The following is a 23,779-nucleotide window of genomic DNA, read 5'->3' on the forward strand; positions in this document are numbered from 1 at the left end:
AACTATCTTCATTTTTCGTAGAGCCCTTGCGTTACAAATTAGCCATATAGCCCTTCGTATTAAAATGTTTATTACCAGATAAAAAACAAGAACAAAATAAATGGATTATAATTCTAGCAGGAAGCATCTGATTCTTCCTGAATATGGACGAAACGTTCACAAAATGGTAGATTTCGCCCTAACCGTTGAGGACAAAGACGAAAGAAATCGTGTGGCAAAAAGTATTATTGCCATTATGGGGAATATGTATCCTCACCTTCGAGATGTTAGTGATTTTAGACACAAACTTTGGGATCACTTAGCTATTATGTCCGATTTTATTTTAGACATAGACTCTCCTTACGAAGCTCCTACAAAAGAAAAGTTGGCTGAGAAACCCGAGCGACTTCCCTACAGCAATAAAAGAATTAGGTATCGTCACTACGGTAGAACTGTTGAAGCATTAATTGCCAAAGCAATTGAGATTGAAGATCCGAAAGAAAAAGAGGCTCTTCTTTTAATGATTGCCAATCACATGAAGAAATCCTTCCTTAATTGGAACAAAGACAGTGTGCCCGACGAAAAAATATTTAAAGATATTACTGAGTTATCAAAAGGACAACTTGAAATTCCGGAGCGATTCAAACTAACCGAAGTTAGAGAAAGGGAATACACACAGAAAAACAAAAAAAAGAAAAATCCCCGTTCAGATCGGAATGATAAAAACGATCATCGAAAATACAACAAACCAAGATCATAAATATAAAAACCGGTTCCCAACCGGTTTTTTTTATGCTGAAACCAATCTTACTTTCTCCATCTTACATGTTTTTTATAATTATCTTTAAGACCGAATACAACAAAACATATAACCCATGAGTACTTTTGAGATTATTGGTGGCAAATCGTTACAAGGAGAGTTAATTCCTCAAGGAGCAAAAAATGAAGCTCTTCAGATTTTATGTGCCACTCTTTTAACCAAAGAAAAGGTAAGCATTCATAATATCCCTAACATTCTTGATGTTAATAAATTAATCGAATTACTTTCAGAACTTGGAGTGCATGTCACACAAGAAGCTAAAAATTCCTACTCTTTTCAGGCAAAAAATATAAATTTAGATTACCTAAACTCTCCAGAATTTGCAAGTAAAGGATCCTCCTTACGAGGCTCAATCATGATAATTGGTCCCCTTTTAGCTCGTTTTGGCAAAGGATATATTCCACGACCTGGCGGCGATAAAATAGGACGAAGACGTTTGGACACACACTTCCTAGGCTTTCAAAAACTAGGTGCGAAATTCAACTTTAATCCAGGTGAAAATTTCTATCGCGTAGAAGCAGAACATTTAAAAGGAACCTATTTATTACTCGATGAAGCATCGGTAACCGGAACTGCCAATATTATTATGACCGCGGTTATGGCCGAAGGAACCACTACAATTTACAATGCTGCCTGCGAACCTTACATACAGCAATTGTGTAAAATGCTGATTTCGATGGGCGCAAAAATTAGTGGTGTAGGCTCCAATCTCTTGATTGTTGACGGTGTTGAAAGCTTGCATGGCTGCGAACATAGAATTCTTCCCGACATGATTGAAATTGGCAGTTTCATCGGCTTAGCGGTAATGACAAAATCGGAAATAACCATAAAAGACGTTGCCTACAACGAATTGGGAATGATTCCTAGTGCATTTAAACGACTGGGAATTAAAATGGAATTGAGAGGCGATGATATTTACATTCCGAAACAGAAGAACTACCAAATTGAAACCTTTATAGATGGATCGATTCTTACCATTGCCGATGCTCCCTGGCCTGGACTTACCCCCGATTTACTAAGCATTTTTTTGGTGGTAGCAACCCAAGCCAAAGGAAGTGTACTCATTCATCAAAAAATGTTTGAAAGTCGTTTGTTCTTTACAGATAAATTAATTGATATGGGTGCACAAATTATTCTATGTGATCCACACAGAGCAACTGTTATTGGTTTAAACAACGAACAGAAATTGCGGCCAACCACAATGGTTTCTCCAGATATTCGAGCAGGAGTTGCCCTTTTAATCGCAGCTCTTTCGGCTGAGGGGAAAAGTACTATTCACAATATAGACCAGATTGACAGAGGTTACGAAAACATTGACCTAAGACTGAATGCAATTGGTGCAAACATCAAAAGAATAAGCAATTAACTATTTATTAACACCTTAAACAAAGATATCTACTTAATTTAGTAGCATCAAAATAGTTAATAACAGATAAAACATTGAATTATGAAAAAAATAAAAGTAGCATTGATATTCTTCTCTTTTCTTCTATCAGTATCAGCTTTTGCCAGCACCGCAAATCCCGCTGAAGGAAAAGAACCAAACGAAGGCTTCGAGGTTGGAGACAGATTACCAAATATTATTGCAAAATCGATTGAAGGAAAAGATTTAAAACTAAGTTCGCTAGAAGGCAAATTAGTTCTGGTTGATTTTTGGGCTTCTTGGTGTCCTCCTTGTAGAGCCGAAAACCCACATATTGTTGAAACATACAATAAATATAAGAATGCCGAGTTTAAGAATGGAAACGGATTTACCGTTTACAGTTTTTCTTTAGATACCAAACAAGCCAATTGGAAAGCTGCCATCGCCAAAGACAAACTTGCCTGGAAATACCACGTTAGTGAATTGAAAGGATGGCATTCACCAATTTCCAACAAATTTGGAATACGATCCATTCCCTCTAATTTCTTAATTGACGGAAATGGCGTGATTCTTGCCAAAAACTTAAGAGGTGAAAAATTGGAATTGGTTCTTCAATACTATAAAAACAAGTAGTAATGCACTTAAAATAATTTTAAAGCTGACTTATGCATCGCATTAGTCGGCTTTTTCTTTTATCTTTAAAAAAGATTCTATTTCTGTAAGCTGATAACCAAAATCAGTAAGCCAATCAATAGCCTTATCTTTATCTTGAAATATCTTTGTCTTCACAGATATATTTTTCAAATAAAAAGAAAACAAATAAGCTTGAATAATCTGAAGAAACTTAGGTTGCATAATTATGGCGATACATTCTACATTTATTCTGCTCGAAAGCTTTAGAATAGCGTTATTAACTTGCTTAGAAACAGAAGGCTCAGGTAAAATCAACTCAGTTAAATCGCACAAGGCAGCAAAACGATCATGCGAATATTCCTCAATCACCTCATCAACGGTTTTTTCAAAAAAATCGGCACCAGATTCATCCTGTATCCCTGTGACTTTTAAATAGGCTACATTTTGATACAAACGGATACAAAACTCATTGTTATCAATTACTACTTCCATTCTAATTTCATTTAGCATATAAATATAGTAAAGTTTATGTTATTTAAAGCAATTAACTATGGTCTAATAAATTCCATTGCGAAGTATTTATTTATACCTCAAATGATTGAAATAATAATAAAATGGAAATAATTACACTTACAAATTCTATCTTTGTGCCAATTTGGCGGAATCTAGTACATTGGCAAACTATTTGTAATTTAAAGCCCGTTAAAAAAATCCGAACGATATAAATCATTGAAAAATGACGAAAGATAAAAGCAAATCAAAAAAAGAAAAATTGGAAGAAAAGGATATTGAAGCTACTGAAAACCAGAAAGTAGAAGAAAGCCACGAAAAGGAAAATTCGAAGGCTGAAGAAAAGCAAGAAAGCAAAAAAAACAAGAAATCTGCTAAAGAAAGTAAAGCCGATGAATTGGAAGAGTTAGGACTTAAACTTCAGGACATTAGTGACAAATATGTACGTTTGTCAGCTGAATTTGACAACTACCGCAAAAGAACCTTGAAAGAGAAGATGGAATTGACCAAATCGGCAGGAGAAAAGATTTTAGTGAATATTCTTCCTGTTATGGACAATTTCGAACGTGCTTTACAATCTATTGATTCGACCAAAGATATTGATGCCATAAAAGAAGGTGTTCATTTAATTTATTCTAATTTTAAAGATTTTGTTGCGCAAAATGGGGTAAAAGAAATTGAAGCGGTAGACCAACTATTTGATACCGACATCCACGAAGCAATTACAAAAATACCCGCTCCCACTGAGGAACAAAAAGGAAAAGTTGTAGACTGCGTTGAAAAAGGATATTTCCTAAACGACAAAGTTATTCGTTTTGCCAAAGTTGTTGTTGGAGAATAAGTAATTCTAAATCTAAGCTGAGAAAAAGATGTCGAAAAGAGATTATTATGAAGTTTTAGGAGTTTCCAAGTCAGCCTCGGAAGCCGAATTAAAAAAAGCATATCGTAAAAAAGCAATTCAGTTTCACCCTGATAAAAATCCGGATAATAAAGAAGCTGAAGAAAGTTTTAAAGAAGCTGCTGAAGCCTACGAGGTTTTAAGCAATCCAGAAAAACGTCAACGATACGACCAATATGGTCATGCCGGAGTTGGTGGAGCAGCCGGCGGCGGTTTTGGCGGTGGCGGAATGAACATGGAAGATATCTTCTCTCATTTTGGCGATATTTTTGGCGGCGGAGGCGGCGGATCCTTCTTTGGTGGCGGTTTTGGCGGCGGTGGTCGTAGCTCACAAAGAGTAAACCGCGGCAGCAACCTCAGAGTAAAGGTAAAATTAACCTTAAAGGAAATTTCGGAAGGTGTTGAGAAGAAAATAAAAGTAAAAAAACAAGTTGAATGTAAATCCTGTAATGGCTCTGGAGCTAAAGATGGATCTTCTTTTTCAACCTGTTCAACTTGTAACGGATCAGGACAAGTTACCCGTATTCAGAATACCATTCTAGGACAGATGCAAACAGCATCAACTTGTCCGACTTGTGGTGGCGAAGGAAAAATCATTACTAATAAATGTACCAGTTGTGCTGGAGAAGGCATTGTTCGCGACGAAGAAGTAATTACCATTAATATTCCTGCTGGCGTAGCCGAAGGAATGCAGCTATCGGTTAGCGGTAGAGGTAATGCAGCTCGTCGTGGAGGGGTTAATGGCGATTTGCTAATTTTGGTTCATGAGGAAGAACATCCCGATTTGATTCGTGATGAAAACGATCTTTTATACAACCTATTCATTAGCATACCTGATTCTATTTTAGGAACAGCAGTTGAAATTCCTACGATTGAAAGTAAAGTAAAAGTGAAAATTGATGCAGGTACACAGCCTGGAAAAATTCTTCGATTACGTGGTAAAGGTTTACCAGATATTAACGGGTATGGTAGAGGCGACTTACTCGTTAAAATTAATGTTTGGGTACCAAGCAGTGTCTCTAAGGAGGAGAAGAAAAATCTGGAAAAAATGCAAAGTTCAGAAAACTTTACACCTCAGCCTAGTGCTCATGAAAAAAGCTTTTTCAAAAAAGTGAGAAACTTTTTCGATTAGTACAAAAATATAGTAGTAAGAATCCTCGGAAATATCCGGGGATTTTTTTTGATCCCTTACATCCTAAAAAATCTCAACATAAACAAGTTCTTATCATATTACATCAATTTTATATCCATCAACTTCTCAAAATTGCTTACTTTAGTTTCTAGTTGAAAATCTAGTGTTACCAAACCTAACTATACATGGCATTTTTCGAAACAAAAAACGTTGTTAAACAATACGCCGAACACAAAGCTTTAAACAAAGTAAGTATCTCGGTTCCAAAAGGAAGTATTTTTGGCCTACTTGGTCCTAATGGCGCAGGAAAAACGACCTTAATCAGAATTATAAATCAAATAACCGGTCCAGATTCTGGCGAAGTTTTTTTTGATGGTAAACCTTTACTGCCCAAGGATATTAAACGCATCGGCTACCTTCCCGAAGAAAGGGGATTGTACAAAAAAATGAAAGTTGGTGAACAAGCAGTTTATTTGGCTCAGTTAAAAGGAATGAGTCAAAAAGAAGCAACTAAAAAATTAAAAATTTGGTTCGATAAATTCGACATTTTACAATGGTGGGATAAGAAAGTAGAAGAGCTTTCGAAGGGAATGCAGCAAAAAATTCAATTTGTAGTTACCATTCTTCATGAACCTGAACTGCTCATATTCGATGAACCTTTTAGTGGTTTTGATCCCATTAATACCAATCTATTAAAAAAAGAAATATTAGAACTTCGCGATAAAGGTGCAACCATTATCTTCTCAACTCACAACATGGGTTCTGTAGAAGAAATTTGCGATCACATTGCCTTGATCAATAAATCCGAAAAAATTCTTGATGGTCCTGTTGATCTGATCAAAAAAAGATATCGTACCAATACCTATCAAATAAACTATACTGGAGAATTCGATCAACTAGAAAAAATCTTAAAATCAGATATTAAAATCATCGAAAAAGTAAAAGGCATAGAATTTAACACCCTAAAAATAAAATTAAACAACGGCATTACATCCAATGAATTGCTGGAACAACTTCTTCCCTATTTGAATATCATTTCCTTTAATGAAATTGTGCCAAGCATGAATGACATCTTTATAAGAGTGGTGAATGAAAACAAAAAGATCTAACCAAAAAAAAACAAAAAATGAACAAAATTTTCATCATTATAAAAAGAGAATACCTCTCACGAGTTAAAAAACGATCTTTTCTAATATTAACCTTTTTAACACCCGTTTTAATTGCCGGTATTTATGCATTCATGATTTGGATGATGCTGAAAGATGATACCGAAAAAAGAACCATTGCCGTAATCAACGAGTCGCAATTAATAGAACCCGTAAAAAGCAAGGATTTCACGACTTTCGAATACCTGAACAATACAAGCTTCGAGCAAGCAAAATCGGAAATGGAAGAAAAGGGATACTATGCAATTTTAGTAATTCCTACCGACATTTTAGAACGTCAAATGGCCGAATTATTTTCTTACAAACAGGTTACCATAGAAGTAAAATCGGAAGCAGGCAATCAGATTCGTACTCACATCGAAAAAATCAAACGTTCAAAAATTATCGCTCAGGCTAACATGCCCGATTTGGAGGAGAAACTAGCTGCAACAGAAACACCAATTTCCATGAAAACCATTAAGTTTGGTGACGATGGCGAAATAAAACAAAGTTCAACCGAAATTGCTATGATTATAGGTTTTATCTCTAGTTTTATCATCTATATGTTTATTTTCATGTATGGCGTACAGGTTATGCGCGGTGTTATTGAAGAAAAAAGCAATCGAATTGTAGAAGTCATTATCTCTTCGGTAAAACCATTTCAACTAATGATGGGAAAAATTGTTGGAGTAGCTATGGTCGGCCTCACTCAATTTATTATGTGGATCATTTTATCGGGTATTATCATCGTAGTTGGAACTGCTATCGTTCTACCTGGTGTCGATATGGATTCGCTTCAACAGGCTCAAAACCTTTCTCAACTTCCACAAGGTGCAAACTCCTTGAATGCTGATCAATTAAAAATGGCTCAAAACTTACTGGGAACATTCGACATGGCCTATATTGCAAGTATTTTGGGTGCTTTTGTCTTCTTTTTCCTTGGCGGATATTTATTGTACTCCGCTTTATTTGCTGCTGTGGGTAGTGCTGTTGATAACGAAACCGAGACCCAACAATTCATGATCCCAATTACGATTCCATTAATTATGGCGATGTACATTGGCTTTGCTGTAGCGAAAAATCCAGAGGGAAGTCTTGCCTTTTGGGCTTCTATTATTCCATTAACCTCGCCAATTGTTATGCTGGTTCGAATTCCCTACGGAGTTCCCCTTTGGGAATTAATTTTGTCTATGTCACTTCTAATTGGCTCCTTTATTCTTGTTACCTGGATTGCGGCAAAAATATACCGAACAGGTATTTTAATGTATGGGAAAAAAGTCTCGTACAAAGAAATTTGGAAATGGTTACGTTATCATAACTAGTAATAAAAACCGTAAACATCTCATTTATTGATGCATTTTCCGCAGCATAAAGCTGCAATATTATTTTATTGGAAAACGAAAGTTTAAAAAAAACTCATCTTCGAAATATCCAAATCAAAAATAGCAAAACGAGAACAAAGTTTTTTGTATCTTCGGTTTTTAATTGGGGCCTATGAAATAGTCACAATTAAGCAATTAGAACATTAAGATCAGACAATTAACTCAACCAAATAGTAGTTCATGCGAATTTCTGTAATAGATTTAGGTACCAATACATTTAACTTGCTCGTTGCCGAGTGGGACGAGGATGGAATTCCTAAAATTCTGAATCGTTCAAAATACCCAACCAAAATAGGAAAAGGCGGAATCAACAAAAATATAATTACCGAAGAGGCAATAGCAAGAGCGCAAAATGCCTTCGAAACAATAACAGAAATCTCCAAGAATTTAGAAGTATCTAAAACGCTGGCATTTGCTACCTCGGGAATTCGCTCGGCAGAAAATGGACCCGCTTTTGTGAAAATGCTGGAAGAAAAATACAATATTAATATTGAAATTATTTCTGGAGAACGTGAAGCTGATTTAATTTTTAAAGGAACGAAGAAATCCATTGAATTAAACCACGAAACAGTTGCCATACTCGACATTGGAGGAGGAAGTAATGAGATTATTATTGCCAATAACGAAAAGGTTTTCTGGAAAAAAAGTTACCCTCTAGGTATGACTCGGTTATTGGAGAAATTTAATCCTTCAGATCCTATCAAAAAAAATTTAGTGAAAGAAATTGAGGAATATTTAAAATCGCAAATGACTGATTTATTCGAAGCTTTGGATATTCATTCGGTAAAAACCCTCATCGGATCATCAGGATCTTTCGATACTTTTAAGCAGATTTTACTCGCTAAAATCCCTGAAAGTAATGGTTTTCCGACAACACATTTTGAAATTAAACTAAAAGATTTTTTTCACCTTCATCAAGTCTTTTTAGCATCTAATATGCAGGAAAGAGAACAAATGCCAGGAATGGATCCTGTTCGTGTAGAACTAATTGTTGTAGCAAGTATTTTTATCAATTTTTTAATAAAAGAATCGGGAATTAGTAAATTGTTCCAATCATCCTTTGCATTAAAAGAAGGTGCTCTTTTTGAATACCTAGAAAAAAACACACATACTCCGAACAAAGCACAAACTGTAGAATCTAAAAATTAAGTATGTCCAAAATTCTAATCATCGACGACGAAAGAAGCATTCGCAACACCCTAAAAGAGATCTTAACTTACGAGGATTATGAAATAAGTTTGGCCGAAGATGGCATCGAAGGAATAGAATCAATAAAGTCAGATGAATTTGATGTTGTTTTGTGCGACATTAAAATGCCTAAAATGGATGGCATTGAAGTGCTTGAAAAAATGCATGAATTGGCTTTAGATACGCCCGTTATCATGATTTCTGGACATGGAAATATTGATACTGCTGTAGAATCAATTAAAAAAGGAGCCTTCGATTTTATTGAAAAGCCACTGGATTTGAATCGCATTTTAATTACGATTCGAAATGCCATGGATAAATCAAAACTAATTACCGAAACTAAAGTTCTCAAAAGAAAGGTCAGTAAAAAATACCAAATGATTGGAGCTTCTAGCGCCTTAGAATCGGTAAATGATATGATTGACAAAGTTGCTCCAACCGATGCGAGAGTTTTAATTACCGGCCCCAATGGAACAGGAAAAGAACTTGTTGCTCACCGCATTCACGAACAGAGCAAGCGATCCAAGAGCCCTTTTATTGAAGTAAACTGTGCTGCCATTCCTTCCGAACTGATTGAAAGTGAACTTTTTGGTCACGAAAAAGGTTCTTTTACTTCAGCCATAAAACAAAGAAAAGGAAAATTTGAGTTGGCTGATGGTGGAACTCTTTTCTTGGATGAAATTGGTGATATGAGTCTCTCTGCGCAAGCGAAAGTTTTGCGTGCTTTACAGGAAAATAGAATTACTCGCGTGGGTGGCGATAAAGAAATTAAAATTAATGTGCGCGTGATTGCTGCCACCAACAAGAACCTTGCCCATGAGATTGAGAACAATAATTTTCGGGAAGATCTTTACCATCGCCTTAGTGTAATCTTAATTTCGGTTCCTCCTTTAAACGATAGAACCGAAGATATTCCCATGTTGGCCAAACATTTTATAGAAAGTATTTGTGGTGAAATGGGTATTCCTCAAAAAAGCATTGAAGATGATGCTGTAAAGGAATTGCAAAAAATCAATTATACAGGAAATATTCGCGAATTCAGAAATATTATTGAAAGACTGATCATTCTGGGCCAGGAAAGCATTTCGGTACAGGATGTGAAATCCTATACCAAATCTTCCAGCTGATTATGAGAATCGAATCTGATTTTATAGGACAAAGGGAACTGCCAGAAGATGCTCTTTGGGGAATTCATTCTCTTCGAGCTCAAGAAAACTTCCCAGATAAAACACCCTTTCACAAAGAATGGTATATGGCCATTGGTGTAGTAAAACAGGCCTGTTATCAAACTTACACAAGATTTTTAGGAGCCATTCATCACAAATTTCCCAATAAAAAATTTCCTTTCCATTTACTTGATAAACAATTAATTGACGAACTAGAAAAGGTTGCTATTGAGGTTAAGAATGGAAAGCATTTTGAGCATTTCATTATTCCAGCAATACAGGGCGGAGCTGGCACAAGCATCAATATGAATGTGAATGAAATTATTTCGAATCGAGCCCTTCAAAAAATAGGGAAACAGCTTGGTTCTTATCAGCATATCGATCCTTTTGAACACGCTAATGTCTTTCAATCAACCAACGATGTAATTCCAACATCTCTAAAAATAGCAGCCATAAGTTTGCTGCAAGAACTAGAAGAAGCCATCAATACTCTGCGCTTAGACGTTGAAAAAACGGAAAGTAAATACCGGAATGTATTACGACAAGGCTACACTCAAATGCAAGCTGCAGTTCCCTCCTCTTACGACAAACTTTTCAGCACCTACAATAATGCACTTTCGAGAGATTGGTGGCGTGTATCGAAATGTTTTGAACGATTAAAAGAAGTTAATTTGGGTGGCGGTGCCATTGGTACTGGATTATCAATTCCTCGATTTTTCATCATGGAAGTGGTTCCTAATCTTCAAAAATTAACTGGCTTACCTATTACGCGCGCCGAAAACCTATCGGATGCCACGGCTAATCAGGATTGTTTTGTAGAAGTTCATGCTACTCTTAAAGCCCACGCTGTGAACCTCGAAAAAATGATTTCCGATATGCGCTTGCTAGGCTCCGATCTTTTTCAAAATAAAGAAGTACACCTTCCTCAAAAACAGGTAGGCAGTTCCATTATGCCAGGCAAAATTAATCCAGTAATTCCTGAATTTGTAATTAGTGCGGCTCATAAAATCTATGCAAATGATGTAATGATAAGCAGTTTAGCGGCTCAAGGATGTTTGGAACTAAATGCTTACTTGCCATCCATTGGTCATGCCATACTCGATAGCATTAAATTACTCATTGCTGCCAATAAAAGTATCAGTGAAAATTTATTTAGAGAATTAACAATTCATCCAAAATCTATTGAAGTAAGCCTACTTAAAAATCCATCGGTTGCTACCGCTTTATCACCTTATATTGGCTATCATCAAGCTGCTCATTTGGCTCTTGAAATGAAAAAAAATAATTGCTCTATTCTTGAAGCCAACCAAAAACTAAATTTTGTGACTGAAGAATTGCTAGATCAACTCCTTCAGCCCAAAGAATTACTAAAAATGGGATTCCGAATCGAGGAAACGCTATAACGATTGAAGAAATGGGAAGAGAAAGACGTGCACATATTGGAATTTTTGGACGAAGAAATAATGGAAAAAGTACGCTCATCAATTTTCTGGCCGCACAAGAGATTGCCATCGTCTCGGAAATTGCAGGCACAACAACTGATCCTGTCAAAAAATCATTCGAGATCACTGGCTTTGGTCCAGTTATTCTAATTGATACCGCTGGTATTGACGATACTGGCGAATTGGGAACAAAGCGCATCGCCAAGACCAACCAAGTAATCAAAACCATTGATCTAGCTATTTTGGTAATTACTAAAAACACTTTTGCTGATTTTGAATTAGCGCTCATTGCTAAATTTAAACAGTACGATGTTCCTTTTATTACCATTCACAACAAAGAAGATTTAGAAGTGTTGCAAAAAAGCACTGCGAATTTGGCTCAAAAAAATGGATCGAAAGACATTTTGACTTTTTCGAATCAGAAAGCCAATATCGAAACTATTATTGCGAGTATTAAGAAACAAATTCCCGAGTCAGCCTTCACTACACCTTCCCTTTTGGGTGATTTAATTTCTTACGGAGATATTGTTCTTTTAATTACACCCATCGATATTGAAGCCCCTGAAGGTAGATTGATCTTACCGCAGGTTCAAGCTATCAGAGACATTCTGGATAACGATGCAGTTTGTATTGTTTTAAAAGAACGTGAACTAGATGCTTTTTTGCGCAAAACAGGAATCAAACCCAAATTGGTAGTCACCGACAGTCAAGTATTTTTAAAAGCAGGAGCTTCTATTCCTGAAAATATTGCCTTAACCAGCTTTAGCATTATGCTAGCTCACTTTAAAGGAAATTTTAATGCCTACTTAAAAGGAACTCCCCAAATTGGAAAACTACAGGATGGCGACAAAATATTACTGCTAGAAAGTTGCAGTCACCACACTTCCTGCGACGACATAGGTAGAGTGAAAATTCCACGATGGATTTCTAACTTTACTGGAAAACAATTGGAATTTGTTGTGATTGCGGGTTTGGATGAGATTCCTGGCAAAATATCCGACTATGCCCTTTTGATACAATGCGGTGCTTGCATGATAACTCAAAAACAGCTCACCAACCGACTACAAGCTGCAATTGATGCAGGTATACCAGTCTCTAATTATGGAATGACAATTGCCTATGTGCAAGGAATTTTTAATCGAGCAGTTGCTCCTTTTGCAAAATTAGAGGATCACAAAACAGATTATCTATAATGATTTTTAACCCATAAATTCATTTACCTAAGTTAAACTATAGAAAATGAAAAATTTAGTCATTGCATCTCTGTTCGTTATATTGAACACTATTAGCGTCTATTCGCAAACTAAGCAATTCATTCTTACTGGAACAATCGAAGGAATTCAGGACCAAAGTCTGTTTCTTTATCAGGAAACTGGCGAAGATGTGATTTTAATTGATTCCACGATTACAGAAAATGGAAGCTTCCGTTTTAGCGGTAAAAGCAATCAAGCCTTTGTAGCACAACTAGCACTGAATAAAAATCAAAGAGCTAAAATTTTCATCTCTCCATCGGAAATGAACCTCAGAGCCCACAAAAATGATTTTACTTCTGATTTCTTACTTAAAAAATTAAGTGGATCGAAAGCCCAGGACCGTTACGAAAATTTTCAGGAACTACTAGAAAAAAACAATCAGGAAAAACAAAAACTGTCCCAAGATCTTAAACTTCCAGAGGTAATTGCAGATGCCAACACCCAAAAGATTTTGCAAGCAAAATATCAGAAAAAGGAACTTTTTAAAAAGGAATATTTTCACAACTATGCTTCCTCCCCTGTTGTTGCTTACTTAATTTTTCAAGACTATTATAGTGGCGATTGCAAGGAACAGGAACTAAAGACCTACTTACAAACTCTAAAACAAGCCAATCCCAATGGTTTGTACGTCCAAAACCTTAGCAAGAGAGTGGAAACTATCGATAAAATCTTTACACAAAAAGAGTTCCCCAGATTCAGCGCCACAAGCATAAAGGGTAAATTCTTTGATTCTAACAAACGCATAGCACCTTATCAACTTTACTACATCTGGAGGGCATGGACACCCGATAAAAACGAAGCTCACTATCAAACATTAGACAAACTGCAAGCTTTTTGCCATGAAAACAATATAGAATTAGTAAGTGTGATTCGAAATTCCTCTTTCAATAAAATACCTATCGAAGGAAAACAAAAGTGGAAAATGTGGCATCCTAACATTAGTTCAGAACATCGATACGTAGAAATTGAAAGTGTGGACAATAGCGTTCAGCTGATTCAATATCTTGATAGAAGGCTTCATGTTATTCTTGTAAATCGAAAGGGAGAAATTCTTTCTCATGAGAACACTGCCAATGCGAACCAACTTCTTGCTGATTTAACAAAACACTTTTCAACACTCTAAGTAGAATATTCTGCCCGTGAATACTTACCTTTACACAATCGAAAAATTAGAAGGAAACAGTCTGCCAAATGGTTCGATTATCTGCAAAAAGAAAGTTTTAGCTCTTTCACCAATTTTATCCGCAATAAATCATCCAATTGGGTATCCCTTTGTTCTTCCTTTCGTAATCATTCGTTCTTTTGAGATTATGTATCCAATGAACATCTCTAATGCAATCTCATTCCAGCGAATTAGGTAAATGGCCAACGGAAGCCTTTTAAGGAAACTTATTGACAAAGAAATATTCTCTATCTAAATTCATAAAAAAGAACCGAATTGTAAACAATGACTGATTTTATAACTGCAACAGATGATCTGGGAAATAAGATTCGTATTCCTATCCCAGCCAAACGAATTATCTCCCTGGTTCCTTCAACCACCGAATTTCTATTCGATTTGGGAAAAGGAGAACAACTTATTTCAAGAACCAGATTTTGCAAATACCCCAAGGATCTCATCGCAAAACTTCCCAATATAGGCGGACCTAAAAACTTGTATCTTGATAAAATTAATTTACTTAACCCCGATCTTATATTAGCCAACGAGGAGGAGAATAGTAAGGCACAAATTGAAGTCTTGCAGCAAGAATATCCTGTTTATGTTTGCAAGATTCGCAATTTTGAAGATGCGCTTGAAAACATCCTGAAAACAGGTAAAATTTTAGGAACCGAACCCAAAGCTTATCGGCTAACCAATGAAATAAGATCGGCTTTTTCAAAAATACCAAAACCCCAAAAAACAGCCAAGATCCTTTATCTGATTTGGAAAGATCCGTATATGGCTGTTGGGAAAAACACCTTTATTAATTCGATGATTGAGAAATGTGGATTTACCAATGCTATAGAAGCCGAAGATTCCAGATATCCACAACTAAGCCAGAAAGAAATTGTTCATCTCAATCCTAATATGATTTTTCTATCCTCGGAACCTTTTCCTTTTCAACAAAAACACATACAAGAAATCCAAACTCTTCTTCCAAACACGAAAATAGAACTTGTTGATGGAGAGATGTTTTCATGGTATGAATCTCATCTATTGAAGGCAGCTCCCTATATTGAGGATCTGATCGAAAAAATTAACTCCAACCCAGAATAAAGATCATTACAAATATTCTACTATTTTTGCTTAGTACTAAAAAACTATTGAATGGAACGCATTGCCATATTCCCTGGATCTTTTGATCCGTTTACCATTGGTCACGAATCGATTGTAACAAGAGCTTTACCATTATTTGATAAAATCATTATCGCCATAGGATATAATTCCGAGAAGCAACAGTTCTTCCCAATCGAGAAACGAATTCAATGGATCCAAGAAGCTTTTGCAAACAATCCAAAAATTGAAGTAGAAGCCTTTACAGGATTAACCGTTAAATATTGCAAGACTAAGAATGCAAAATTTATTTTACGAGGACTAAGAACCGCTGCCGATTTTGAATACGAAAGAGCCATTGCTCAAATCAATAAGAAAATGGTTTACGATTTGGAATCAATATTTCTTTTAACCACTCCTGAACATACTCCCATTACCTCTACAATAGTACGAGATATTATCCGACATGACGGAAATGCTTTGCAATTTTTACCTAAAGTAAAAGATCCTGACGCTTACAAACACAATCAGTAGTATTATGTCAAAATCCATCAAAATTCTCATTACTATTTCAGTTCTAACTGCGGCCTGGATGCTTCTAGCACCACAGTATTTAAGAACCAGTCTGATTTATTGGTTCGCCAACATAGACGATTACACCATATTTGAGAATCGCGAAGTATTGGTGGAAAATGGGGAAAAATGGCCGCAAAACGAAAACTACAACCATTATCAACTCGATTCAATCGACCGAAACTATTTAGAAGACCACCAAACCGTAGCTTATCTGGTAATTCAAAATGGGGAAATTTTGTACGAAGAATATTGGGACGATTACGGAAAAGAGTCGCTTTCGAATATTTTTTCTGCAACCAAAAGCATTGTTAGTTTACTCATTGGAATTGCCATCGATCAGGGAAAAATAAATTCCATTAATGATCCAATAGGAAAGTATCTTCCTGAATTTTCGAAGGATGACCGAGGCATGATCACCATAAAGAACTTACTAAGCATGAGTTCGGGATTGGATTGGGACGAAGCTTATAGCAGTCCTTTTTCCATTACAACCAAAGCCTACTATGGCAAAAACCTGAGAAAGGTTTCCACCAATCAACAATTGATTGAAACTCCAGGAGTTCGATTCCGTTACCAAAGTGGCAACACCCAATTACTTGCTTTTATTGTAGAAGCAGCCACTGGAGAAACTGTATCGAAATATGCCGAACAAATGCTTTGGAAACCCATGCATGCCACTCAAAAAGCTTTGTGGAGCGAAGATAAAAAAGAAGGTGACGAAAAGGCTTTTTGCTGCTTTACCAGTAATGCTAGAGATTTGGCTCGTTTCGGACAGCTCATATTGAATAAAGGACAATGGGAGAATAAACAGTTGGTTTCTGAAGATTACATTTTAGAGGCAACAAGACCTGCTTCGGAACTATTGAATGAAGAAAAAACTGCTCCTCTGAACTTTTATGGTTATCAATTTTGGGTACTGCCTTATCAAGGAATCAATATCCCATACATGCGAGGTCATTTGGGACAATACATCTATAGTATTCGTGAAAAAAATGCAGTAGTAGTTCGGTTAGGAAAACAAAAAGATAAAATACACAAAGGTCCAATTACGATTGATATTCCTCGATACATCGATATTGCCTCGAAAATTATAAAATAAACATCTTAAGTATTCGCCAAAATGAGAACTATTCTATTCCTACTGATATCATTAATTTCTATTTCTGAATGTGTAGCCAGTTCTGTTCGAATCTATGGCAAGAATAAAACTTATGCCGGAACGAAAATAGAAATTCGATACCACAGCAATGTATTTACCTATGCTGAAAAAGAAATTAGTGAGTTTGAAGTGAAAGAAGATGGAAGCTTCTCGGTGGAATTTGATTTGGATCAGGTTCAATTGGTCTTTCTACCTTTAAACATTTACAAAGGCTATTTATATGTTGAGCCTGGCAAAGAATACGAGATAAAACTTCCCCCTAAAATGGAGCTAAGTCCTAGTCAAAAATTGAATCCTTTTTTTGAACAGGAAGAGCTACTTATTGGTGTTGCGAATACTAGCTCTGACGATTTAAATATTGTAATTCGCAACCTGGACGATCGCATTGAATCATTCATTAGTAAGGACTTTCACAGGATATACCGTAAAAAAGAACAATCGGTGGGTATTGATTTTTCTGATGCCCTGAAAAAAGAATACGCAAGGGTAAAAAACGATTATTTTCAGGACTATCTGACTTACCGTTTGGGATTTTTGGAATACCTTGCCTATCCACAATCTTTCACTAAAATAGAAAAGACATATTTCGAAAATAAAGAACTGAAACTGAACAATTCAGCTTTTACAAGTCTCTATAAAAAACAATATGGAAATTTTCTAACGGGTTATTTCAGTCAGATGGAAAGTTCTGAACTTTCAAAAGCCCTCAAATCGGAAAATACTTACCGTGATATTTACGAATTGATGCGAAACTATCCAGCTTACCAAAACATTGAATTCAGAGAGCTAATTATTGCCACTTCGGTTTTTGATGCCTTCAACAGAAAGTTTTATGGTCGAAAAAAATCTATTGAAATTTTAAAGGATTTACAAGAACACAGCAGTAGTGATTACAACAGAGCATTGTGCGACAGCTATCTGCATAAAATTACCCACTTACAGGTCAATTATCCCGCTCCTAATTTTTCTATTGGCGATTATCAATTGGCTAATTACAAAGGCAAATACCTATACCTGAATTTCTGCAATACCGAAAGCTATCCATGCTTGCAAGATTTTAAGGAAATCAAAAAACTAAAACACCAGTTTGGTGAGAACATCGAATTTTTGAGCATTGCTTGCGATTGGGATGCAAGTAAATTTGAAGAATTCACCTCAAAGCATAAACTCGATTGGCCCATTATACCTATCGGCTCTCAAAAACGACTATTAAAAGAATACAATGTAAAAGCCTTTCCCACCTATATCCTTATCAATCCAGAAGGAAAGATCATCAAAGCACCTGCACAGGGTCCAAAAGAAAATATTCAATTGGAATTTATTAAAATTTCAAGAGAGGTAAGTCGAAAAGCCTATCTAAAATAGACTATAATTTCCACCACACTTGTGGTGGAAATCAATCGTATCAGGTCTAAGCAATTTTTTCTTTTTTCAACTTCAATTTTAAATTTACAGGAGTAATATTTCTTAAATTATCAGATACCGGACATCTATCCTCTATTGCCTCTAGCCATTTTGAAAGTTGTTCTGTACTGGCATCGCAGTCTGGCTGAATAGACACTTCGATACCTTTATAACCTGCCCTATCATCGAATGAAGTTCCCATAAGACGATTAGGATTTAAATTTCCTGCCATCTTTATTTTAACAGATCGTAATTCAATACTCATTTCCCTGGCAATTACATGCGCCATTACATTGATACAACCACAAAAAGCAGCAAGAACATATTCAACAGGATTAGCTCCTTCATTTGTGCCACCTAAATCTGCAGGTTCGTCAATAATAAGTTCAAAACCTCTTGCTTTCACAACCGTTTTAGTTGCATTTTCGCTATGTGCGTTTACTCTAAATTTTAAATCTGCCATTTTATTTATTTTTTTTTATTTAAACCTATTTATCACCTAAAAATGCCTCATATTCGGCAAGGATAAAACTATTAGAGGTGGTAAAGAATCACTATATTTGGTGGAATTTACCATCATATAAAGAAGTATCTCAGAACCATTTAATTTCCTACAATGAATTTTGAATATCAAACCGAAAGATATCAATCGGTCCAAGAGCCAATTAGAGCAATAGACTGTTTCAAAGCCTTAACTTCTGACCAGAAAACGAGAGTGGAAAATTCCACCACAATACTTCAATTCACCAAAGGAGAAACTATCCTAAAACAGGGTTTTGTTGCTTCTCATATCCTATATATAGAAAAAGGTCTGGCAAAACTCGATGTAACCAATGATTCTAAAATTTCAACTGTAAAACTATTGGGTGATGGTTCATTTATAGGTATAGTGTGCAGTTTTGCCTGCACGAACATTGATTTTTCGGCTGTTGCCCTAGAAGATACAAGCATAAAAATGATCAATATGGATGTATTTGTGAACCTAATAAAAGAAAACGGGGAATTTGCTTTCAAGCTAATTCGTCACATGTCTTCCAATACGAATAGTATTGTTCACCGTACAAGTCGCTTGTTCAACAAAAATGTGGGAGGTTCTCTTTCCTTAATATTACTCGAATTAAGTGAAGTATATCAAAGCAAGGAATTTACCCTACCAGTTACGAGAATTGGTCTAGCTTCCTTAGCAGGATGTTCAAAAGAAAGCACGATAAATACACTTGCAAAATTTCATGCCGATGAAATTATCGAAGTAAAAGACAAACACATCAAAATTCTAAAACCAGAAAGTTTAAAACTGATTGTTAAGAATGGATAAGTATGAATAGAGTTTATCAGAACACCTTCATCACATCCAAAATGGAAGCATAGGTATTTGCAATAAAAACAGGTAATTCATCAGGTGAAAACCATTTTGCCACCTGAATATCTTCTTCGGTTTGGGGCACCAATTGTTCCAAGCCTGAGTAGCTCATTTCATACCAATAGGTTCTTTTTAAAACATGCTTGCCTTTCATCCAATAGGTATGGTAAGTAGAACTTAGCTCCTTCTCAATTTTTAAATGACTCACGCCACACTCTTCTTCCACCTCTCGAAGTGCAGCCTCACGCACCGACTCACCTTTTTCTACTTTCCCTTTGGGCAAATCCCACTTTTCCAACCGATAAATACCCAATATTTGTCTTTCGTTGTTGAATACTTTCCCTCCGGCAGCCTCAATATATTTAAAACAGGAAGCAAAATGTTTAAATAGAAGCTCCACATCCTCGGCTACAATAAAAATAGCCTCTCTATTTTCTTCTTTATCAAACTGAAGCACAAGTCCCTCTAGCGATTCATCTTTGGTCCAGGCATAAATCATCCCTTGAAAATTCACACTTTCATTTTCTTCTCCTAAAAAAAGGGTTCGATCTTTAAAAAATACTTTATACATTTGCGCTAGATTTTAAATACTTGGAAGCTATTCAACTGAATTCCCGTTTTTTGAATTCATTTTACAAACCAAAAATCCATTGAAAGAATGCAAAATACTGCTAAGCAAGTCGCTGAATATTTGTTGCAAATAAAAGCAATTAAACTAGAACCAACAAACCCATTTACCTGGGCTTCGGGCTGGAAATCGCCAATTTATTGTGATAACCGCAAAACACTTTCTTTCCCAGAAGTGAGAACTTACATTAAGAAAGCTTTTGCTGAAGCAGTTTTGGTCAAATATCCCGATGTGGAAGTTATTGCTGGTGTAGCGACAGGAGCTATTGCCTTGGGTGCTTTGGTGGCCGAAGAAATGAATTTACCTATGGTTTACATTCGTTCATCAGCAAAAGCTCACGGCATGACAAATCTAATTGAAGGTGAGATAAAAGCAGGACAAAAAGTTGTAGTTATTGAGGATTTAATTTCGACTGGTGGTAGCAGCTTAAAAGCTGTTGAAGCTCTTCGCGAAGCCAAGTGCGAAGTTTTAGGAATGCTAGCAATTTTTACTTATGGCTTTCAAACAGCAAGCGATAACTTCACAAAAGCAAACTGCAAGCTAGATACACTTAGCAATTACAACGTGATGATTGATCGTGCTCAGGAAATTGGCTACGTAAAAGCCGAAGATGTTGATCAGTTGAAAGAATGGAGAAAAGATCCAGCCAACTGGAGAAAATAGTCGCCCATTTTTTAATAAAATATAATCGCAATAAGAGAGTATTCTACCTACGAGTACCCTCTTTTGCATGCTTAAAGAAGGAAGAAATAAATGTCGACAACAAAAATTATAAGTGAAGTAAAAAAGACTCCTCACCAGGTTGGTGATGTGTATTCTTTCTTTTCGGATTTCAGAAAAATTGCCAAAGTATTCGAATTGGCAGCTAATAATCCTCAAATTCAGGAACAAATTGAAGCTCAGGCCAAGAAAAAAGTCAACTTTAAAGACTATATCGAGCATTGGGAAGCTACCGAGGACAACTGCACTTTCGTAATTAAAGGGTTTGGAGAAGCTGGATTACAATTCGTCGAGAAAGAGGAAAACAAAGTTCTTAAAATGACCGGATACGGAAGAAGTCCTTTCGAATTCTACATTTGGATACAGCTAATTGAAAAGGATGCTTACGATACTCGAATCCGTTTAACAGTGCATGCAGAGCTAAATGCCATGATGAAAATGATGCTGAAAAAGAAATTGGAAAAAGGAATTGATCAATTGGCTGAAGGGCTAACTCAAATACCTTATTCTATGCTCCAAAATATTGACTAGAGAAGATGCACTCTCTCAAAAGCTGTTGAAATATTTCAGCAGCTTTTTTGTGTCTATATATTTTTTAGATAGCTTTGTGTTTAATGAGTCTAAATAACAAACATAAACTTGTAGCTTGGTTTTTATCGATCGCATTTTTACTGCCTATCCTGATAAAAAACCATCATATGATGTTCCCAAATCACGAACATCATTGCTCTAGCTGTTCACATCATTCTGCCGAAGTTGTGAATGTTTGTGCTATTCAAGACTTTGACTACTTCTTTTTTACACCTGCAAATATTGTATGCACTCCACCCCTTGTAAGCTTTTTATTGCAAGAACAAGAAGTAGAATCGGTTCAAAAATCTTACCGAGAATCAGATTTTTCCTACAGCCTTAGGGCACCACCAAGTAAGACAAGTTAAATAAGCAGTACCGATACAAAAATCGGTTTGCCTTGTATGGATACGTTTCAAAAAACATATCCTAACTATTTATGGACCTATAATTAAAGTAATCATTAGAATTCTTGTCATATCATGACCAAATATATTTTGGCAATACTACTGTCATTGCCCCAATTCTCGTACGGCTTAGGCGAAATAAAAAACAATAAATTAAGCGGAACCATAACCGATGCCGAAAATGGAATGCAAATGCCCGGCGTGAGTATTTTTATACCCGAACTTCAGAAAGGAAGCGTGAGCCAAAGTGATGGTTCCTACCTACTCGAGAACTTACCTAAGGGAAAAATAACCATTCAATTTTCCTTTATTGGCTACGAAAGCAAAATAGAAATCATCAACATTAGCAAGGAATATTCAGAACTAAATATTGCCATGCAATTTACTTCCGTAACCACTCAGGATGTAGTCGTTTCTGGAGGTTTCCCATCAGCTCAGCACGAAAATTCCATTAAAATATCCCTTCTCTCGAAACAGGAACTGGAATTGCTCGCCACTCCTTCTCTAGGAGAAAAGTTAGCAAGCATTCCGGGTGTTGATGTAATCTCTAGAAGTCCGGGAATTAGTACTCCTGTAATTCGGGGTTTATCTTTAAACAACATTCTTTTTCTGAATAATGGAGTACGATTGGAAAACTTTCAGTTCTCGAGCGATCATCCCTTTTTGGTGAGCGATCAGGGTGCCGATCGTATTGAAGTAATCAAAGGTCCAGCCTCCTTGCTTTACGGATCAGATGCCATGGGTGGCGTAATTAATATCCTACGCGAAAAACCAGCTCCTTCAAACACGCTACAGGCGGATGCTTCTAGTCAGTACCACAGTGTAAGCGAAGGCTTAGCTACCAATGTAGGCGTTAAAGCATCATACAAAAACTGGTTTTGGATGCTACGCGCCAATCAACAATCTCATAAGGATTATAAGGATGGATCTGGCGAATATGTGCCCAATAGTCGCTTCAACTCAAAAGGCTTACAGTTGGGTTTAGGCTTGGTAAAGAACATTGGAAGCTTTAAAATTTACTATGACTATCTACGTCCTAAATTAGGCTTGACCAACGCAACATCAATCGACCTTGTGAATACCGATAATCGAAAAAATTATTACTGGTACCAGAATTTAAGTCAGCATTTAATTTCCTTGCGTAATCGTTTATTCCTAGACAACTACAAATTGGAAATGAATGCCGCCTATCAGTTCAACCAAAGAAGATTGAATGGCAATCCTGAATCGGAGAACTTCCGATTGGTGGATATGAATCTGAATACCTTTACTTACGACAGCAAATTGTACTTTCCAAGTTCTGAAAGCAATCAGTTCCTAGTGGGAATTCAAGGAATGCATCAATCAAATACCAACCACGAAGCACCCAACAGAATCATTCCAGATGCACAAATTGATGATTTCTCGGTATTTACTCTTTTCAAAAAAGAGTTGAATAATATTGGCCTGCAACTTGGTGTACGATATGATCATCGCTCCTTATATGTGCCCGAACAGGAATCAGCAGGTCATTCACATGAAGAAAGCGAAGAGGAAGAAGATGATGATCATGACGAGGAAACAATTCACATCAACCGAACATTCGATAATTTGAATGCTTCCCTGGGTGCTACCTTTCACCTCTCCGAAAATTTATTCCTTCGAAGTAATTTTGCAAGCGGATATCGAGCTCCTAATTTGGCAGAGCTAACGCAAGACGGTCTACACAATGATCGCTACGAAGAAGGAGATCCGAATCTAGATCCACAAAAAAGTCTCGAATCCGATTTAGGAATTCATTATCATGCTCA

General features: G+C 36.3%; 24 protein-coding genes. 21 read left to right on the forward strand and 3 right to left on the reverse strand.

Features of this window, described 5'->3' with window-relative positions:
* The first annotated feature begins 100 nt into the window (after positions 1 to 100).
* From ABYT26_RS10295 to ABYT26_RS10305, 3 genes are all read left to right on the forward strand, one after another.
* Complete coding sequence (locus tag ABYT26_RS10295) at positions 101 to 739, forward strand: DUF4290 domain-containing protein (protein WP_372753528.1); 639 nt, start codon at positions 101 to 103, stop codon at positions 737 to 739.
* Positions 740 to 854: 115 nt separating this feature from the next.
* Positions 855 to 2,165 carry a UDP-N-acetylglucosamine 1-carboxyvinyltransferase gene (gene murA, locus ABYT26_RS10300; RefSeq protein WP_372753531.1) on the forward strand — a complete coding sequence of 437 codons (1,311 nt, stop codon included), beginning with the start codon at positions 855 to 857 and terminating at the stop codon, positions 2,163 to 2,165.
* A gap of 81 nt (positions 2,166 to 2,246) precedes the next feature.
* Positions 2,247 to 2,795: a TlpA family protein disulfide reductase gene (locus tag ABYT26_RS10305; RefSeq protein ID WP_372753533.1), complete on the forward strand. Its 549-nt coding sequence runs from the start codon at positions 2,247 to 2,249 to the stop codon at positions 2,793 to 2,795.
* Positions 2,796 to 2,837: 42 nt separating this feature from the next.
* Here ABYT26_RS10305 and ABYT26_RS10310 read toward each other — a convergent pair whose 3' ends face one another.
* On the reverse strand, positions 2,838 to 3,287 hold the full coding sequence (locus tag ABYT26_RS10310) for an STAS/SEC14 domain-containing protein (RefSeq protein ID WP_372753535.1): 450 nt from the start codon (positions 3,285 to 3,287) through the stop codon (positions 2,838 to 2,840).
* Positions 3,288 to 3,531: 244 nt separating this feature from the next.
* Between ABYT26_RS10310 and ABYT26_RS10315 the strand changes: the two genes are divergently transcribed.
* From ABYT26_RS10315 to ABYT26_RS10375, 13 genes are all read left to right on the forward strand, one after another.
* Entirely contained in the window at positions 3,532 to 4,146 is a 615-nt protein-coding gene (locus ABYT26_RS10315) for a nucleotide exchange factor GrpE (RefSeq protein ID WP_372753537.1), read from the forward strand.
* A gap of 28 nt (positions 4,147 to 4,174) precedes the next feature.
* On the forward strand, positions 4,175 to 5,335 hold the full coding sequence (dnaJ, locus tag ABYT26_RS10320) for a molecular chaperone DnaJ (RefSeq protein ID WP_372753539.1): 1,161 nt from the start codon (positions 4,175 to 4,177) through the stop codon (positions 5,333 to 5,335).
* Positions 5,336 to 5,520: 185 nt separating this feature from the next.
* Positions 5,521 to 6,444, forward strand: a complete 924-nt coding sequence (locus ABYT26_RS10325; RefSeq protein ID WP_372753541.1) for an ABC transporter ATP-binding protein — start codon at positions 5,521 to 5,523, stop codon at positions 6,442 to 6,444.
* 17 nt (positions 6,445 to 6,461) lie between these two features.
* Positions 6,462 to 7,802, forward strand: coding sequence for an ABC transporter permease (locus tag ABYT26_RS10330; protein ID WP_372753543.1), 1,341 nt, complete (start codon positions 6,462 to 6,464; stop codon positions 7,800 to 7,802).
* A gap of 240 nt (positions 7,803 to 8,042) precedes the next feature.
* A complete protein-coding gene (locus ABYT26_RS10335; RefSeq protein ID WP_372753544.1) occupies positions 8,043 to 9,011 on the forward strand; it encodes a phosphatase in 969 nt (322 codons plus the stop codon).
* Between the two features lie 2 nt (positions 9,012 to 9,013).
* A complete protein-coding gene (locus ABYT26_RS10340) occupies positions 9,014 to 10,177 on the forward strand; it encodes a sigma-54-dependent transcriptional regulator (RefSeq protein WP_372753546.1) in 1,164 nt (387 codons plus the stop codon).
* A 2-nt stretch (positions 10,178 to 10,179) separates the two neighbouring features.
* Complete coding sequence (locus tag ABYT26_RS10345; RefSeq protein ID WP_372753548.1) at positions 10,180 to 11,619, forward strand: lyase family protein; 1,440 nt, start codon at positions 10,180 to 10,182, stop codon at positions 11,617 to 11,619.
* 11 nt (positions 11,620 to 11,630) lie between these two features.
* On the forward strand, positions 11,631 to 12,851 hold the full coding sequence (gene hydF, locus ABYT26_RS10350) for a [FeFe] hydrogenase H-cluster maturation GTPase HydF (RefSeq protein ID WP_372753550.1): 1,221 nt from the start codon (positions 11,631 to 11,633) through the stop codon (positions 12,849 to 12,851).
* A gap of 46 nt (positions 12,852 to 12,897) precedes the next feature.
* A complete protein-coding gene (locus ABYT26_RS10355; protein ID WP_372753552.1) occupies positions 12,898 to 14,034 on the forward strand; it encodes a DUF4369 domain-containing protein in 1,137 nt (378 codons plus the stop codon).
* Between the two features lie 324 nt (positions 14,035 to 14,358).
* Positions 14,359 to 15,168 (forward strand): ABC transporter substrate-binding protein, encoded by an 810-nt coding sequence (locus ABYT26_RS10360; RefSeq protein WP_372753554.1) that lies wholly within the window; start codon positions 14,359 to 14,361, stop codon positions 15,166 to 15,168.
* A gap of 51 nt (positions 15,169 to 15,219) precedes the next feature.
* Complete coding sequence (coaD, locus tag ABYT26_RS10365; protein WP_372753556.1) at positions 15,220 to 15,699, forward strand: pantetheine-phosphate adenylyltransferase; 480 nt, start codon at positions 15,220 to 15,222, stop codon at positions 15,697 to 15,699.
* Between the two features lie 4 nt (positions 15,700 to 15,703).
* Complete coding sequence (locus ABYT26_RS10370; RefSeq protein WP_372753558.1) at positions 15,704 to 16,840, forward strand: serine hydrolase domain-containing protein; 1,137 nt, start codon at positions 15,704 to 15,706, stop codon at positions 16,838 to 16,840.
* Positions 16,841 to 16,861: 21 nt separating this feature from the next.
* The gene (locus ABYT26_RS10375; protein WP_372753560.1) at positions 16,862 to 18,265 is read left to right on the forward strand and encodes a TlpA family protein disulfide reductase; all 1,404 of its coding nucleotides are present in this window, start codon (positions 16,862 to 16,864) and stop codon (positions 18,263 to 18,265) included.
* A gap of 46 nt (positions 18,266 to 18,311) precedes the next feature.
* On the opposite strand, the gene ABYT26_RS10380 is transcribed toward ABYT26_RS10375, so the two are convergent.
* Positions 18,312 to 18,767 (reverse strand): OsmC family protein, encoded by a 456-nt coding sequence (locus tag ABYT26_RS10380; protein ID WP_372753562.1) that lies wholly within the window; start codon positions 18,765 to 18,767, stop codon positions 18,312 to 18,314.
* Between the two features lie 153 nt (positions 18,768 to 18,920).
* On the opposite strand from ABYT26_RS10380, the gene ABYT26_RS10385 reads away from it, so the two are divergent.
* Positions 18,921 to 19,619: a Crp/Fnr family transcriptional regulator gene (locus tag ABYT26_RS10385; protein WP_372753564.1), complete on the forward strand. Its 699-nt coding sequence runs from the start codon at positions 18,921 to 18,923 to the stop codon at positions 19,617 to 19,619.
* Positions 19,620 to 19,635: 16 nt separating this feature from the next.
* Here the strand turns inward: ABYT26_RS10385 and ABYT26_RS10390 are convergent, their stop codons facing one another.
* On the reverse strand, positions 19,636 to 20,235 hold the full coding sequence (locus tag ABYT26_RS10390) for an NUDIX hydrolase (RefSeq protein ID WP_372753566.1): 600 nt from the start codon (positions 20,233 to 20,235) through the stop codon (positions 19,636 to 19,638).
* 87 nt (positions 20,236 to 20,322) lie between these two features.
* Here ABYT26_RS10390 and pyrE point away from each other — a divergent pair, with 87 nt between their 5' ends.
* From pyrE to ABYT26_RS10410, 4 genes are all read left to right on the forward strand, one after another.
* A complete protein-coding gene (gene pyrE, locus ABYT26_RS10395; RefSeq protein WP_372753568.1) occupies positions 20,323 to 20,955 on the forward strand; it encodes an orotate phosphoribosyltransferase in 633 nt (210 codons plus the stop codon).
* Between the two features lie 90 nt (positions 20,956 to 21,045).
* Positions 21,046 to 21,543 carry a hypothetical protein gene (locus ABYT26_RS10400; protein WP_372753570.1) on the forward strand — a complete coding sequence of 166 codons (498 nt, stop codon included), beginning with the start codon at positions 21,046 to 21,048 and terminating at the stop codon, positions 21,541 to 21,543.
* Between the two features lie 167 nt (positions 21,544 to 21,710).
* A complete protein-coding gene (locus ABYT26_RS10405; RefSeq protein WP_372753572.1) occupies positions 21,711 to 21,950 on the forward strand; it encodes a hypothetical protein in 240 nt (79 codons plus the stop codon).
* Positions 21,951 to 22,064: 114 nt separating this feature from the next.
* On the forward strand, positions 22,065 to 23,779 hold a 1,715-nt coding region (locus tag ABYT26_RS10410; protein ID WP_372753574.1), incomplete at its 3' end, for a TonB-dependent receptor domain-containing protein.

The organism is Labilibaculum sp., from assembly GCF_041595635.1.
Lineage (GTDB): Bacteria > Bacteroidota > Bacteroidia > Bacteroidales > Marinifilaceae > Labilibaculum.